General features: G+C 64.0%; 12 protein-coding genes. 6 read left to right on the forward strand and 6 right to left on the reverse strand.

The window, feature by feature from the left end; translation table 11 throughout:
• Window positions 1-49: 49 nt before the first annotated feature.
• Window positions 50-1,735 (forward strand): glycosyltransferase family 4 protein, encoded by a 1,686-nt coding sequence (locus Q8M13_RS16355; protein WP_305301122.1) that lies wholly within the window; start codon window positions 50-52, stop codon window positions 1,733-1,735.
• A 9-nt stretch (window positions 1,736-1,744) separates the two neighbouring features.
• On the opposite strand, the gene Q8M13_RS16360 is transcribed toward Q8M13_RS16355, so the two are convergent.
• The 3 genes from Q8M13_RS16360 to Q8M13_RS16370 form a co-directional block, all read right to left on the reverse strand.
• Window positions 1,745-2,302: a CatB-related O-acetyltransferase gene (locus Q8M13_RS16360; protein ID WP_305301123.1), complete on the reverse strand. Its 558-nt coding sequence runs from the start codon at window positions 2,300-2,302 to the stop codon at window positions 1,745-1,747.
• 347 nt (window positions 2,303-2,649) lie between these two features.
• The gene (locus Q8M13_RS16365) at window positions 2,650-3,699 is read right to left on the reverse strand and encodes a peptidoglycan DD-metalloendopeptidase family protein (RefSeq protein WP_305301124.1); all 1,050 of its coding nucleotides are present in this window, start codon (window positions 3,697-3,699) and stop codon (window positions 2,650-2,652) included.
• A 58-nt stretch (window positions 3,700-3,757) separates the two neighbouring features.
• Window positions 3,758-4,492 carry a sulfotransferase domain-containing protein gene (locus tag Q8M13_RS16370; RefSeq protein WP_305301125.1) on the reverse strand — a complete coding sequence of 245 codons (735 nt, stop codon included), beginning with the start codon at window positions 4,490-4,492 and terminating at the stop codon, window positions 3,758-3,760.
• Between the two features lie 189 nt (window positions 4,493-4,681).
• On the opposite strand from Q8M13_RS16370, the gene rfbF reads away from it, so the two are divergent.
• Genes rfbF through Q8M13_RS16395 form a run of 5 tightly spaced genes read left to right on the forward strand, consistent with a single transcriptional unit; the run spans window position 4,682 to window position 9,239 of the window.
• Window positions 4,682-5,455, forward strand: a complete 774-nt coding sequence (gene rfbF, locus Q8M13_RS16375; RefSeq protein WP_305301126.1) for a glucose-1-phosphate cytidylyltransferase — start codon at window positions 4,682-4,684, stop codon at window positions 5,453-5,455.
• Window positions 5,437-6,510: a CDP-glucose 4,6-dehydratase gene (gene rfbG, locus Q8M13_RS16380; RefSeq protein ID WP_305301127.1), complete on the forward strand. Its 1,074-nt coding sequence runs from the start codon at window positions 5,437-5,439 to the stop codon at window positions 6,508-6,510. The genes rfbF and rfbG overlap by 19 nt, the downstream gene beginning before the upstream one ends.
• On the forward strand, window positions 6,510-7,751 hold the full coding sequence (locus Q8M13_RS16385) for a class I SAM-dependent methyltransferase (RefSeq protein WP_305301128.1): 1,242 nt from the start codon (window positions 6,510-6,512) through the stop codon (window positions 7,749-7,751). The genes rfbG and Q8M13_RS16385 overlap by 1 nt, the downstream gene beginning before the upstream one ends.
• Complete coding sequence (gene rfbC / locus Q8M13_RS16390; RefSeq protein WP_305301129.1) at window positions 7,751-8,281, forward strand: dTDP-4-dehydrorhamnose 3,5-epimerase; 531 nt, start codon at window positions 7,751-7,753, stop codon at window positions 8,279-8,281. Before Q8M13_RS16385 ends, rfbC begins: the two co-directional genes overlap by 1 nt.
• A gap of 1 nt (window position 8,282) precedes the next feature.
• Window positions 8,283-9,239 carry an NAD(P)-dependent oxidoreductase gene (locus Q8M13_RS16395; RefSeq protein WP_305301130.1) on the forward strand — a complete coding sequence of 319 codons (957 nt, stop codon included), beginning with the start codon at window positions 8,283-8,285 and terminating at the stop codon, window positions 9,237-9,239.
• 3 nt (window positions 9,240-9,242) lie between these two features.
• Here Q8M13_RS16395 and Q8M13_RS16400 read toward each other — a convergent pair whose 3' ends face one another.
• The 3 genes from Q8M13_RS16400 to Q8M13_RS16410 form a co-directional block, all read right to left on the reverse strand.
• The gene (locus Q8M13_RS16400; protein ID WP_305301131.1) at window positions 9,243-11,522 is read right to left on the reverse strand and encodes a glycosyltransferase family 41 protein; all 2,280 of its coding nucleotides are present in this window, start codon (window positions 11,520-11,522) and stop codon (window positions 9,243-9,245) included.
• 131 nt (window positions 11,523-11,653) lie between these two features.
• Window positions 11,654-11,920: a SemiSWEET family sugar transporter gene (locus Q8M13_RS16405; RefSeq protein ID WP_305301132.1), complete on the reverse strand. Its 267-nt coding sequence runs from the start codon at window positions 11,918-11,920 to the stop codon at window positions 11,654-11,656.
• Between the two features lie 101 nt (window positions 11,921-12,021).
• The gene (locus Q8M13_RS16410) at window positions 12,022-13,074 is read right to left on the reverse strand and encodes a sulfate ABC transporter substrate-binding protein (protein ID WP_305301133.1); all 1,053 of its coding nucleotides are present in this window, start codon (window positions 13,072-13,074) and stop codon (window positions 12,022-12,024) included.
• Window positions 13,075-13,153: the final 79 nt, after the last annotated feature.

The raw sequence follows: 13,153 nt of genomic DNA on the forward strand, positions 1-13,153 counted from the left end.
TGAATGCTGAGTACTCGCCTCTTGAACCGAGCTCGGCTACAGCGATGGCATGACAAGCGCCGCGCTCTACCTCCATCCTGAAGCCTACGACACCACCGGCTCGAAGCTCATGGGCCGCCACTCTGCGGGAGAGAGCTTTTTGCGCGGCCTCCTGCGCCACGCGGCGGGAGAACAATTTTACGCTTACAACGCCGCCAATCGCCCGGTGTCGGACCTGGAGGCGCTTATACGGCGGATAGAGCCGACCGCTAAATCCACTAAGTGGATTGGAATGCGGAGCCTTCGCGAGTTGGCTACACCCGGCGTACTTCATTGCCCGTCGCCGGAACTGCCGCGGTTGGCGTGGACCCGCCAGCCCCATGGGGATGACCGCTACAGCTTGTGTGGAATAACGCACACCACTGCCAGCCATGGTGCGATGGACATCATCGCTGAGATGACCACGGCGCCAGTGCAGCCTTGGGATGGCTTGATTTGTACTTCCCGCGCGGTTCGTTCCAGCGTCCACCTCCAGATGGAAGCCGTTCAGGAAAACTTAGCCGCCCGGCTTGGCGCCACGCGTTTTCCAAGTCCCCAACTCGCCACCATTCCACTTGGGGTCAATGCGGCAGATTTCACGCCTTCGCAGGACGCGCGGGCCGCCTGGCGCACCAAGCTAGATATCCCAAGCGATGCGATCGTTGCACTCTACGTCGGGCGATTGAATCCCCACGCGAAGATGAACCCCGCAATGATGGCGATGGTCCTTGAGGCGGCTGCTCGGAGAACAGGCAAAGAAATCTACTGGGTGGTGTCAGGCTGGAGCGCCTCCGAGAAGGCGGCGGAAGTCTACCACAGCGAGACGCGCGCGCTCTGCCCTTCGGTCCACTACCGCGAGATCGACGGTCGCCCTTTGGACACCCGATTTTCAATTTGGTCGATCGCCGACTTCTTCATTTCCCTCTCTGACAATATCCAAGAGACATTCGGGTTGACGCCAGTGGAGGCGATGGCCGCTGGCCTGCCATGTGTCGTCACCGATTGGGACGGGTATCGCGATACTGTCCGACATGGCCTCGACGGATTCCGGATCCGGACCTTTGCCCCGCGAGCAGGGCTTGGCGGCGACTTGGCCTACCAACATGCGAACGCATGGCTCTCCTATGAACTCTACCTCGCGGCGGCGTCCCAGATGACGGGGATCGACCATGCCTCCGCGGTCGATGCGATCGTGTCCCTGATTGAAAACCCAGACCTACGGATGCGGATGGCTGCCTCTGCCCGGGATGCGGCGCGTCAGATCTTTGATTGGTCGGTGATCGTCCCGCAGTACGAAGCGTTCTGGACGGAACTCAACGATCGGCGTCTCGCGGCGAAAGCCGGGCTTGAGACATCGCGCCCGTCGACGAACCCGCGCCGACTAGACCCTTTTACACTCTTCGCCGACTATCCGACCGAAACGATCTCTGCGTCGTCGGTCTTTGCGCTCACGCCGGGCATGACGGTCGAGGCCGCTAGAAAGATCCTCGGGAGCACCTTCGGGGCGACCGCGCGTACTCTTCTGCTGGCCCAGGAGCATTGCGATCAGATCGTCAACTTCCTGGCCGCAAGTAGCAAGGCGACACTGGAGGAATTGCTCGCCAGATGGCCCGTAGCTCATCGTGGCTTCGTAGAGCGTGGGCTTCTATGGCTCGTGAAATTCGATGTCATCAGAATTGTGCCCCCAGAGGAGGGCTTCAAACTGATCGAGGCTTAGCTGGTCTGCTCAGCTCGCGGCCGCGTTGACGCGATGGGTTTCGATGAAGCCCTGGACGTCACCGCTCAGCAGTTGCGGGATGTTTTGCCTAATCTTTTCCTCAGGCCAATCCCACCAGGCGATCGCGAGTAACTCGCGTACGCTCACGTCGTCGAAGCGATATTTCACGATCTGCGCCGGATTGCCGACTACGACGGCGAAGGGCGGCACATCCTTGGAAACGATGGCATGGGCGCCGATCACGGCGCCATCGCCGACCTTTACGCCTGACATGATTGTTGCGTGGCTGCCGATCCAGACGTCATTTCCCACCACGACGTCGTCGCGACCCACAGCGAAATCTCTTATCCGAGCAGCTTCGGGACCCCAATGAGGGAAGGCAGGGAAAGGATACATGCTGACCCAGTCTGGGCGATGGTAGCCGCCCATGAAGATCTGCACCCGGTCGGCGATGGAGCAGTACTTCCCGCAGCGGAATTTGTATCCCTGTTGCCAATAGCGAAGGATTGGCGCCCCATACGTATGGTCACCAATGATCGCGACGCCCCTGTCGACGAGAGGCTTCAAGGCGTCCTTGGTATATTGGGGTGGGCTCATTGGTAGCGGGCGAATCCGGACTGCATCGGAGGAGTTGAGGGACAATACCGTCCCCAGCCGCGCTTGGAACGCCCAATTAAGTCAGGCGCCAATATCTTCGATGTTCTGGCTGCGCCGCCATCGGCGCACGGCGCGAAACGCGTGCGCAATATAAAAATCGGGCGGCGAAGCTGTTAGCTTCGCCGCCCGATCGATGCGACACAGCCCTGGAGAGCAAGGCTGACGATAGATAATAGCTCAACAGCGGTATCGGTCAAAGAAACACTAGCTACGATGGACGCTGCTGACGCTTTTGTGAGCGGAGCAAACACCCTCGTTCAGAGTGTGATCGCAAAGGTCTGCGTGATCGCCGCCTTGCCTGCCCGTTCGACTGAATAGGTCGCCGAGTAGCTGCCCGGCTTCCATCCTCCCGCCGGCGTGCGCTTGCCCGTGAAGAACATGTACTGCGCCTTGGCCCGGTCGAGCGCGGGCTGGGTCGCTTCGGTGAGCACAGCTCCATCAGGCGCCGTGATGACCAACTTCTGGATGTCGCCGCCTTGAAGATTGATGGCCCGGACATAGGCGATCAGCATCGGCGACTGGAGCATCGGCGCGTTGATGTGGCCCGCTTCGATGGCCTCCATGGTCAGGGGAGTGGCGGCGAAGCCAGCGTTCAGGACGGCGCCTGGCTTGTAGGCCATCGCCTTGGCGGCCTCCGGCGCCCAGAGGCCGTCGCCCGGGGCGCCCGCGGCGCACGTCCCGGCCGCCATGTCAGGCGCGAAGGGATCCACCATGCTCCCAGCATTGCGAACGCTGAGGTGCAGATGCGGGTATTCTGTATTTCCGGAAAGGCCGATGCGGGCGATCGGGCGACCGGCCGCGACTTGGTCGCCCTGCTTCACCATGATGCTGCCTCGGGCCAAGTGGCAGTACTGAGTCTCCCACCCATCGCCATGATCGATGACGACGCCATTGCCGCAGTCCTGACCGGCCAGCGGCGGCGCCTCCGGCGCCTTCACAGAGATATCGGCCACCCCGTCGCGCAGGCGTGCGACGCGCCCCGGCGCTGCGGCCAAGACATTCACGCCTGCCGCCTGCGCAGCCATGTCGCGTAAGCGAATATCGACGCCGCCATGGTCCTGATAGGTCTGGCTCCCGCAGCGGTAGTCCTCGGCGCCTGGCCCCGGATCGCGGTCTACGAAGTTCTGCACTTCGCACGTCTTGCCGATGTCACACGCGACCGGGAAGGCGAGGCGCGGGCCCTCTATCGCCAGGGCTCGTTCGGCAGTCGCTGGGCGTGACGGGGTCTTCACCGCCTGGGCGCTGGAATCACCCGCGGGCGCGCAGCCGCCGATCAGGCCCGCGAGGAGCAGGGGGGCGATCTTCATGAGCATCTCCTTCTTCGGCGTGTCTGCGGAAGATGGTGGCTGGAAATGTGACCGCCCATCAAAAGCTGACGCCCGTCAGGTTCTTGAGGCGGATCATGTCTCGCTCATAGAGCTCGCGTAGATAGGCGACGTCCTCGGCGGCGAGCGGGCCGCCGACCTCGCGTCCCACATGTACGTCGCGGTGCTCAACAGAGACGCCCCTCGCGATCCCTAGGAAGTCGGCGACTTGCCCCAAGGTCTCGGCTGGCTGCTCGCGCAGGCCGTCCGCCGTTAGGATCAAAACCTGCTCGCGCGGAAAAATGGAGAACAGCCGTTCGATCTGCTCGCCGTAGAAGCCGCGTTCCACATAGGAAAGCTCCCGGTGCACGCCCCAGGGTTCGGCCGCGAACAACCGCTGGCGGCCCTCCCGGATGCACCATGAGAAGGGGTGGCTTTCGACCCCACGTGAGTACTCCATCCGCCAATGGGACCAAGCGCGCTCGACTGGGTCACGCAGCATCACGATCAGGCGGATGTCCGGATTGTAGGCCGCGATTCGCTCAAGGCTGCCGGGCCAATAGAGATAGATCGGCGTCGCCTCACCGTGGAGCGCCGCGGGCGCCGAGGACTCGAACTGGGCGTGGTAGGGGCCATAGTCCGGCTTGGACCAGTCCACCGTCTCGTCGTCGAAAAAGTGAACCTCCTTGACCTTGGACAGCGCCACGGCGGGGCTATCGCCGAGGTAGTCAAAAAGGGCTGTCGTGCCGGCCTTCTGAACGCCAACAACGATAAAATTCACCAGGGGCGTGGGCACGAGGTTTCCTCAAGTTGGACGCCAGCGGCGCTGCGACGTTGGATACGACTTCATCGCGCAATCGACACGCGATAAGAGGGGGCGATTGCGTTGGCTGCGTGGCGTGGAGCTCGAGCGACGTTCTGGTAGGACTATTGTCGAGCTGCGGCGGCCTGGCCCCGTGAATGTGACGATGAGCGGGGATTCGAAATGAAGGTCGTCATTCTGGCCGGCGGCCTCGGTACGCGGATCTCCGAGGAAAGCCATCTGAAGCCCAAGCCGATGATCGAGATCGGCGGTCGTCCGATCCTCTGGCACCTGATGAAGGTATTCTCCGAACATGGGTTCAACGACTTCATCATCTGCCTTGGCTACAAGGGCTATGTGATCAAGGAATACTTCGCCAACTACGTGCTCCACAATGCTGACCTGACCGTTGACCTGGCCAAGGGCAGCGTCGAGTATCACGCTACCAACCATGAGCCCTGGCGGGTGACCCTGGTGAACACCGGCGAGGAGACCATGACCGGTGGCCGGCTCAAGCGTGTGGCCGAGTACCTGCCCCTTGGCGAGCCTTTCTTCCTGACCTACGGCGACGGTGTCGCCGATGTAGATCTCAAGGCCCTGGTCGCGTTTCACAAGGCGCATGGCAAAGAGGCCACCGTCACCGCAGTCGCGCCCCCCGGTCGCTTCGGCGCCCTGGAGATTGTTGAGGGCGGCGTGAAACGCTTCATCGAAAAGCCTCCGGGCGACAACGGCCTGATCAATGGCGGCTTCTTCGTGCTGCAGCCCGAGGTGATCGAGCGGATTGCCGGCGACGCGACCACCTTCGAGGCCGAACCGCTGGAAAGCTTGGCCCGTGACGACCAACTGATGGCCCGCCCGCACGACGGCTTCTGGGCCGCCATGGACACCCTGCGCGACAAGAATCACCTGGAAAGCCTGTGGGCCTCGGGCCAGGCGCCATGGCGCATCTGGAAATGACCCGGCCCAACCCTGACTTCTGGTCGGGCAAGCGCGTCCTGCTGACCGGGCATACCGGCTTCAAGGGTTCGTGGGCGGCGATATGGCTCTCGGCGATGGGCGCCAAGGTCACGGGCCTGGCGCTGGCGCCGGATCAGACCCCGGCGCTGTTCGATTTGGCGGGCGTCACGGGGCTGACCCAGTCACGCATCGCCGACCTGCGCGACCAGTCCGCGGTCGAACAGGCGCTGAAGGGCGAGACTTTCGACCTGGTCCTGCACATGGCCGCCCAGCCGATCGTGCGGACCTCGATCGAGGATCCGGTGGCGACCTTCGCGGCCAATGTTCTGGGTACGGCGCATCTGCTGCAGGCGCTGCGTAGCCAGCCTGCCTTGCAGGCGGTTCTGGTGATCACCTCGGACAAGGTCTACGCCAATAACGAGCAGGGCCGCGCCTTCCAGGAGGGCGACGCCCTGGGCGGCAAGGACCCCTATTCGGCTTCCAAGGCCGCGGTCGAGATCGTCACCCAGAGCTTCGCCCGCAGCTTCTTCGACAAGGCCGGCGTGCCGGTCGCCACCGCGCGCGGCGGCAACGTCATCGGCGGCGGCGACTATTCCCGCGACCGTCTGGTGGCCGACATCGTCCGGGCTGGTCAGGCCCAGGGCGTCACCGTCCTGCGCCATCCGGAAGCGACCCGGCCGTGGCAGCATGTGCTCGACTGCGTGGCCGGCTACCTCGTCTATCTCGAACGATTGGCCAGGGATCCGACGGCGCCGCGCGCCCTGAACTTCGGACCCAAGCCCGGCGGGCCGGAAGTCACCGTCGGCGAACTGGCGACCCGCGCCACCCAGGCCCTGGGCGCCAAGCCTTGGCGTCACGAACCCGATACCAGTTCCCTGGAGGCCAAGGCGCTGGGCATCGACGCCAGCCTGGCCCGCCAAGTGCTCGGCTTCGAGAGCCGCCTGGACGCCCCCGCCGCGGTCGAATGGACCATGGGCTGGTACCGAGCCCAGGCCGATGGCGACGCGGCGCTGGCCCTCGTCCAAGACCAGATCAAGCGATACGAAAGCCTTTGATGACCGTCCCCGCCTGCCGTTTCTGCCGCGCCCCGCTCACCCAGACCTTTCTGGATCTGGGCGACCAGCCGCTGGCCAACTCCTACCTGACCAAGGCCCAGCTCGACGCCGGGACGGAAGGTTTCTATCCGCTGCACACCCGCGTCTGCGGAACCTGCTTCCTGGTGCAGGCCGATGATCCGGTGGCCGCCGACGCGATCTTCGATGACGGCTACGCCTACTTCTCGGCCTATTCGGAAAGCTGGGTCGCGCACGCCAAGCGCTACGCCGACGCCATGACCGAGCGCTTCGGGCTCGGCGCTGACTCGCTGGTGATCGAGGTGGCCTCCAACGACGGCTATCTGCTGCAGCATTTCAAGGCCATGGGCGTGCCGGTGCTGGGCGTCGAGCCCACCGCCAACACCGCGCAGGTGGCGATCAAGGAGCGGGGGATCCCGACAGAGGTCACTTTCTTCAATGACGCGACGGGCCTTGATCTGGCCGCGCGCGGGATCGCCGCTGACCTGATGGCGGGCAACAACGTCCTGGCCCACGTGCCTGACATCGGCGATTTCGTGGCCGGCTTCCAGCACGTGCTGAAACCGCAAGGCGTACTGACCTTCGAGTTTCCGCACCTGCTGAACCTGATCGAGAAGGTCCAGTTCGATACGATCTATCACGAGCACTACTCCTACCTGTCGCTGCTGGCGGTGGAGAAGGTGCTGCTGGCCAATGGTCTGCGTCCGTTCGACGTCGAGTTGTTGCCGACCCACGGCGGCTCGCTGCGACTGTTCTGCGCGCACCAGGCCTCGAGCCATCAGGAGACGCCGGCGTTGAAGGCGCTGCGGGCTCGCGAGCAAGCCGCTGACCTCGACAAGCTGCCCGGCTATGAGGGCTTCACTGCCCGCGTCGAAGCGGTGCGTCGCGGCTTCCTCGACTTCCTCGCCAAGGCCAAGGCCGACGGCAAGAGCGTGGCCGCCTACGGCGCGGCGGCCAAGGGCAACACCTTCCTGAATTATGCCGGGGTCACGGCTGACGACATCGTCGCGGTGTTCGACGCCAACCCGCACAAGCAGGACCGCTTCCTGCCTGGCACCCACATCCCGACCTATTCCCCGGCGCGGATCGACGATTTCAAGCCCGACTATCTGATCATCCTGCCCTGGAACCTGAAGGACGAGATCATAGGCCAGCTGGCTCACATCGCCGACTGGGGCGGCCAGTTCGTCACCGCCGCGCCGGATGCGAAAGTAGTGCGCTGATGCGGTTTACGGCGACCGACATCGATGGCGTCGTGATCGTCGACCTGGATGTGATCAGCGATGATCGCGGCTCGTTCTCCCGCCTGCATTGCCCCGAGGACTTCGCCGCGGCTGGTCATCCGTTCCTGCCTGCGCAGACCAGCCTGTCGCGCAACGCCAAGGCGCGGACCCTGCGCGGCATGCACTATGAAGCCGCGCCCCATGCCGAGGCCAAGCTGGTTCGCGCGACGCGCGGCGCGATCTTCGATGTCGCGGTTGATCTGCGTGCGGACAGTCCGACCTATCTGCGCTGGACCGGCACGGAACTCTCGGCCGAGAACGGCCGGGCTCTGCTGATCGGCCAAGGCATGGCCCATGGATTCATCACGCTCGAAGACGACACCGACGTCCTCTACCAGATCGACCGCATGTTCGAGCCTGGCCACGGGCGCGGCGTGCGTTGGAACGACCCGCGTTTCGGCATTGAATGGCCGTTGACGCCGCTGGTGATCTCCGAGCGCGACGCAGCCTATCCGAACCACGAGGGCTGACATGGCCAAGATCCTGCTGACCGGCGCAAGCTCGTTCTCCGGCCTCTGGATCGCCGAGGCCCTGGCCGCCGCGGGGTACCAAGTCACCGCCCCCGTGCGTCGGCCGTGGGCTTACTACTCGGGTCTAAGGGCCGAGCGGATCGAGCGGTTGGCGACGTCGGTGGAGGTGGTGTTCGAGGCCCCGTTCGCCTCATCGGTCTTCTCAGAGTTGGCTGGCGATGGTTTCGACCTGCTCGCCCACCACGCGGCCGATATTCCGAACTACCGCTCGGCCGACTACGACGTAATGGACGGCGTGAGCCGCAATTTGCTGGGCGCGGAGGTGGTGTTCTCGGCCTTCGCCAAGGCTGGCGGCAAGGCGGTGATCGCCACCGGTACGGCGTTTGAGGCTGGCGAGGGGCAGGCCGAGCCCGGCGACCTGGCTGTCAGCCCCTATGGGCTGTCCAAGACCCTAACCAATGAGGCGATACGCCATTTCGCCCGCTGGCGGGGCCTGAAGTTCGGCAAGTTCGTCATCGCCGGTCCGTTCGGCCCGCTGGAAGAAGGGCGCTTCGGCTGGTCATTGTTCCAGCGCTGGTTTGCGGATGAGGCGGGGCTGGTCCGCACACCACGCTATATTCGTGACAACATCCCTGTGCCGCTCCTGGGCAAGGCCTATGTCTTGTTGGCGGGTGACTTGCTGAACGCGGCGGGGCCAGACCAGAAGATCGCGAGGCCCTCGGGGTTCGTGGGCACGCAGGAGGCGTTCGCTCATCTGCTGGCGCGCGAGATGTCGCCGCGTCTTGGGCTGGCGTGCCGGATCGAGGCAGCGCCTCAACCAGAGCTCATCGAGCCGTTGGTGCGCGTCAATAGCGACCCATGGATCACGACTGATTGGCCGGCGGTCAGATTCTGGGACGACTACGCCGCATACTATCAACGCGTTGCGTCCTCCGGAATGTTGTCAGGCCCCGCGTGAGGGTCAGGCGGCTTTGACTGCCTTTTCGATCATCGCGAAGTAGTCTGCAGCGAATTGCTTGGTGTCGGCCAACGGGCTCGCCTTCAACCGCGCGCGCATACCGCGGCGAAGTTCCGCAATCTGGGCGTGGTCGGCGCCGAGCTTCATCGCAATCTGGATGTACTCCTGCGTGCTTCGTGCGATGAGATCGCCCAAGCCGACGTTCATCAGCACCGAATAGCTAAGCCGCTCGAATACGGCGTCACCGACCTTGGCCACCACCGGCACGCCCATCCATAGCGACTCGCAGGTGGTGGTGCCGCCCGTCTGGGGGAAGGCGTCCAGCGAGATGTCCATCTGGTTGTAGAACGGCAGGTGGCGACCGCGGACGGCTTCGAAGATCACGCGTCCTGGCGACACGCCTTCTTCGGCGAAAACCTTGCGAATGTTCGCGCAGAAGGTCGGCGTCCCACCTTCGGGCCGTACGAACATAAACCTCGAGTTCGGTGTCCCAGCCACGATCTTGGCCCAGGCTCCAACAACTTCCTTGCCGTACTTGTAGGGGTTGTTCGCGGTGCCGAAGGTGACGTAGCCGTTGCGTTCGACCGGGGCGACCGGATCGGCCTGCGGCTCCTCGCGGAAGGCTCGTTCGCCCAGCGCGTACCAACCCTTCGGCAGTTCGAGCGGCTTTTCGATCATCAGGCCGGGCTTTTCCGGCGTCATGTAGGGATCGAGAATCAGGTAGTCGATTTCCTTAAGCCCGGCGGAGTGCGGATAACCCACCCAACTCGCCGATAGCGGCGCGGGCTTGTATCCCATCACCGGCAGCTTGTTCATGTGTGTCGAGCCGCCCAGTTCGATCAGCATGTCCAGCTGGTCGTCGGCGATCATCTGGGCCGCGCCGCGATCGTCGATGTCCTTCACCCAGCGGAAGCCGTCCACCCACTCAGTGATCTGCTTCTGCGTGGCGTCCTCTTCGCCCTGATAGTACGAGTAGCAGTAGATCTCGAAGCGGTTGCGGTCGTAGTGCTGGAACAGCGGCAGCGCGAAATAGGCCACCGGATGGGTGCGCAGATCCGAAGACATGAAGCCGACCCGGATCTTGCCGTTCGGCCTCCGCGGGCCACGATGCTCGATGGGGCGCCGCTTCACAACCGCCTCGACCTTACGGCCCCAGATCAAGTGTTGTTCGACCAGTTCTCGGCGGTCCTCCAGCGTCTTCACCCGCGCTAGGTGGGCGAATAGTGCGGTGTGGCGACCAGCCTCGGCCCATGTGCGGCCAACCTCTGAGAAGCTGCCGAGCTTCTCCATGTCGTCGAACGCCGCCACACGCACCATCAGCTCGTAGGCGATCTTCAGGTTGGGCGCCGTCATCGGCATCTGGTCCAGGATTTCGACCAGGATCCGATAGGCGCGTTCGAGGTTGGCGGCCTCATCGCCGTGGCGTGAGCGGCCAAGGCTTTCAGCCAGGGAGACGCGGTAGCGAACGTCCTTGGGATCGAGTTCGATCGCCCTTTCGAACGCGGCGTTTGCACGTACGCGATCATAGTCCGCGATATTGCTGCCAAGCTGGAAGTGTAGCGACGCCTCGTTGGGATGCTTTTTCAATTGGTCGAGCAGGAATTGCTCGGCGTCGCGAGTGGCACCGGTGCGACGGATACCCACGGCCCGGGCCTCGATCAGGCGTATGTCAATGGGATTGGCGGCGACCGCGCGTTCCAACACCGGTTCCGCCTCTTCCTGCGACTTGGTCTCGGTGATCAAGCCAATCAGGTCCAACCAAGCGTCCACTAGGGTCGGCCTGAGCTTGGCCGCTAGGCTAAGGCGCATCTCGGCCTTGTCGTACTCGCCAGCAAACCAATAGGCCCGCCCCAGGCTGCGCTGCAGGTCGGCGTCGTTTGGCGTAACGCGGACCAGCTTGGTGAAGGTCTCCACCGCCGCAGGATTGCGCATGTCATTGTAGACATTGCCCTTGTTGTTGAGCACCGAGCGGTTCTTGGGGTCGAGCTTGCCAGCCTTGTTGAGGGCGTCCAGCGCTTCAGGGAAGCGGCGAAGACGGCGCAGGGCCACGCCGCGTAGGTTCCAGAGATCGATGTCCTTGGGGAAACGTTGAACGGCTTTGCCGGTCCAGTCGGCTGCTTGATCGTAGCGTTGCCGCCGCACCAGCATGGTCGTGAAGTTGCGATAGAGCTGCAGCGACGCCGCAGGGTCGCGGTTCAATTCGCCCTCGATCATCTCGACGCCTTCGTCAAATTGACCCGCCTTCAAAGCGGCTTCGGCGGCGGCGAATCTGTCGATCGACATCAAGACTTCCTGTCGCGCGCAGGGGGCGGCCGGGCCGTGGTTCCACGCGCGTTGGGGTTTTAGGGCGCGCGGGCTCGCGCGGATCGGCGGCAATCTAGTGGCGCCTCGCCCTGGCGCCAACTATGGCGCGATTATCCGTCGCGGAAACGCCATTTGAGCGCCAGGATCACGCCTGAGAGAACTAGGCAGACGCCGTTGGACGCCACGATCGGCCAGCTCTGGGTGAGGGCTCCGTAGGCGATCCACAGCGCAAAGCCGGTGACCGTCACCACATACATCCGCAGACTGACGGACGAGGCGTCGCGCTCGCGCCAGATCTTGACGATCTGCGGCGTGAAACTGGTCATTGAGCAGATGGCCGCGGCGGTTCCGACCAGGTCCGGCGTCGAGAGGTTCATGGAGCCTTCAACGGGCCCGCGGCGGCCAAGGTTGCGGCGGGCAAGGAAAAGGCGCGGAGCGTCGGCTCCGCGCCTCTTGTCAGCTACGCGCCCGGGGAGGACTAGCGCGGCTTGTAGATCCGGTCGAACACCCCGCCGTCGCCGAAGTGATAGGCCTGGGCCTTCTTCCAGCCGCCGAAGGTGTCGTCGATTGTGACCAGCGGGATCTTCGGAAACTTCTTGGCCCACTTGGCGGCCGCTTGGGGATTGCGCGGGCGATAGTGGTTCTTGCCGATCAGGTCCTGGGCGATGGGGCTGTAGAGGAAGTTCAAATAGCCCTCGGCCACCGTGCGGGTCTTCTTGCGATCGACTACCTTGTCGACCAGGGCGACCGGCGGTTCGGCCAGGATCGACATCGACGGATAGACGATGTCCACCTTGCCGGGACCCAGTTCCTCGATCGCCAGATAGGCCTCGTTCTCCCAGGACAGCAGGACGTCGCCGATGCCGCGCTGGACGAAGGTGGTGGTCGAGCCGCGCGCCCCCGTGTCCAGCACCGGCACGTGCTTGAAGAGTTCGCCGACAAAGGCCTCGGCCTTGGCCGCGTTGCCGCCGGGCTGGCGCAGCGCCCAGGCCCAGGCGGCCAGATAGTTCCAGCGCGCGCCGCCCGAGGTCTTCGGGTTCGGCGTGATCACGTCGATGCCCGGCTTGATGAGGTCGCCCCAGTCCTTGATTTTCCAGGGATTGCCCTTGCGGACCAGGAACACGATCGTCGAGGTGTAGGGGGTTGAGTTGTTGGGCAGGCGCGACTGCCAATTGGCCGGCAGCAGCTTGGCCTTGGCGGCGATCTCGTCGATGTCGCTGGCCAGCGCCAGGGTGACGACGTCGGCCTGCAGGCCGTCGATCACCGAGCGGGCCTGCTTGCCCGAACCGCCATGGCTCTGATTGATCACGATTTCCTGGCCGACCTTGTCCTTCCAGTACTTCGCGTAGGCGACGTTCATGTCCTTGTAGAGCTCACGCGTCGGGTCATAGCTGACATTCAGCAAGGTCAGCGCCTTGCCCTGGGCGGCGGCCGGTCCGGCCAGCAGTGCCGGCGCGGCGACGGCCGCGGCTCCGGCGCTCCCAGCCACGAGCACGCCACGGCGGGACGGGGTCTTCAGCTTCTGGCTCATGGTTCGAGATCCTTGTTCTTAGGCTCGGTTGTCTGGGGACGCGGATCGGGAAGCGCGGGGTCGGGGCGGCCGCACGGGC

It is taken from the genome of Phenylobacterium sp., assembly GCF_030681155.1.
Classification (GTDB): domain Bacteria; phylum Pseudomonadota; class Alphaproteobacteria; order Caulobacterales; family Caulobacteraceae; genus Phenylobacterium.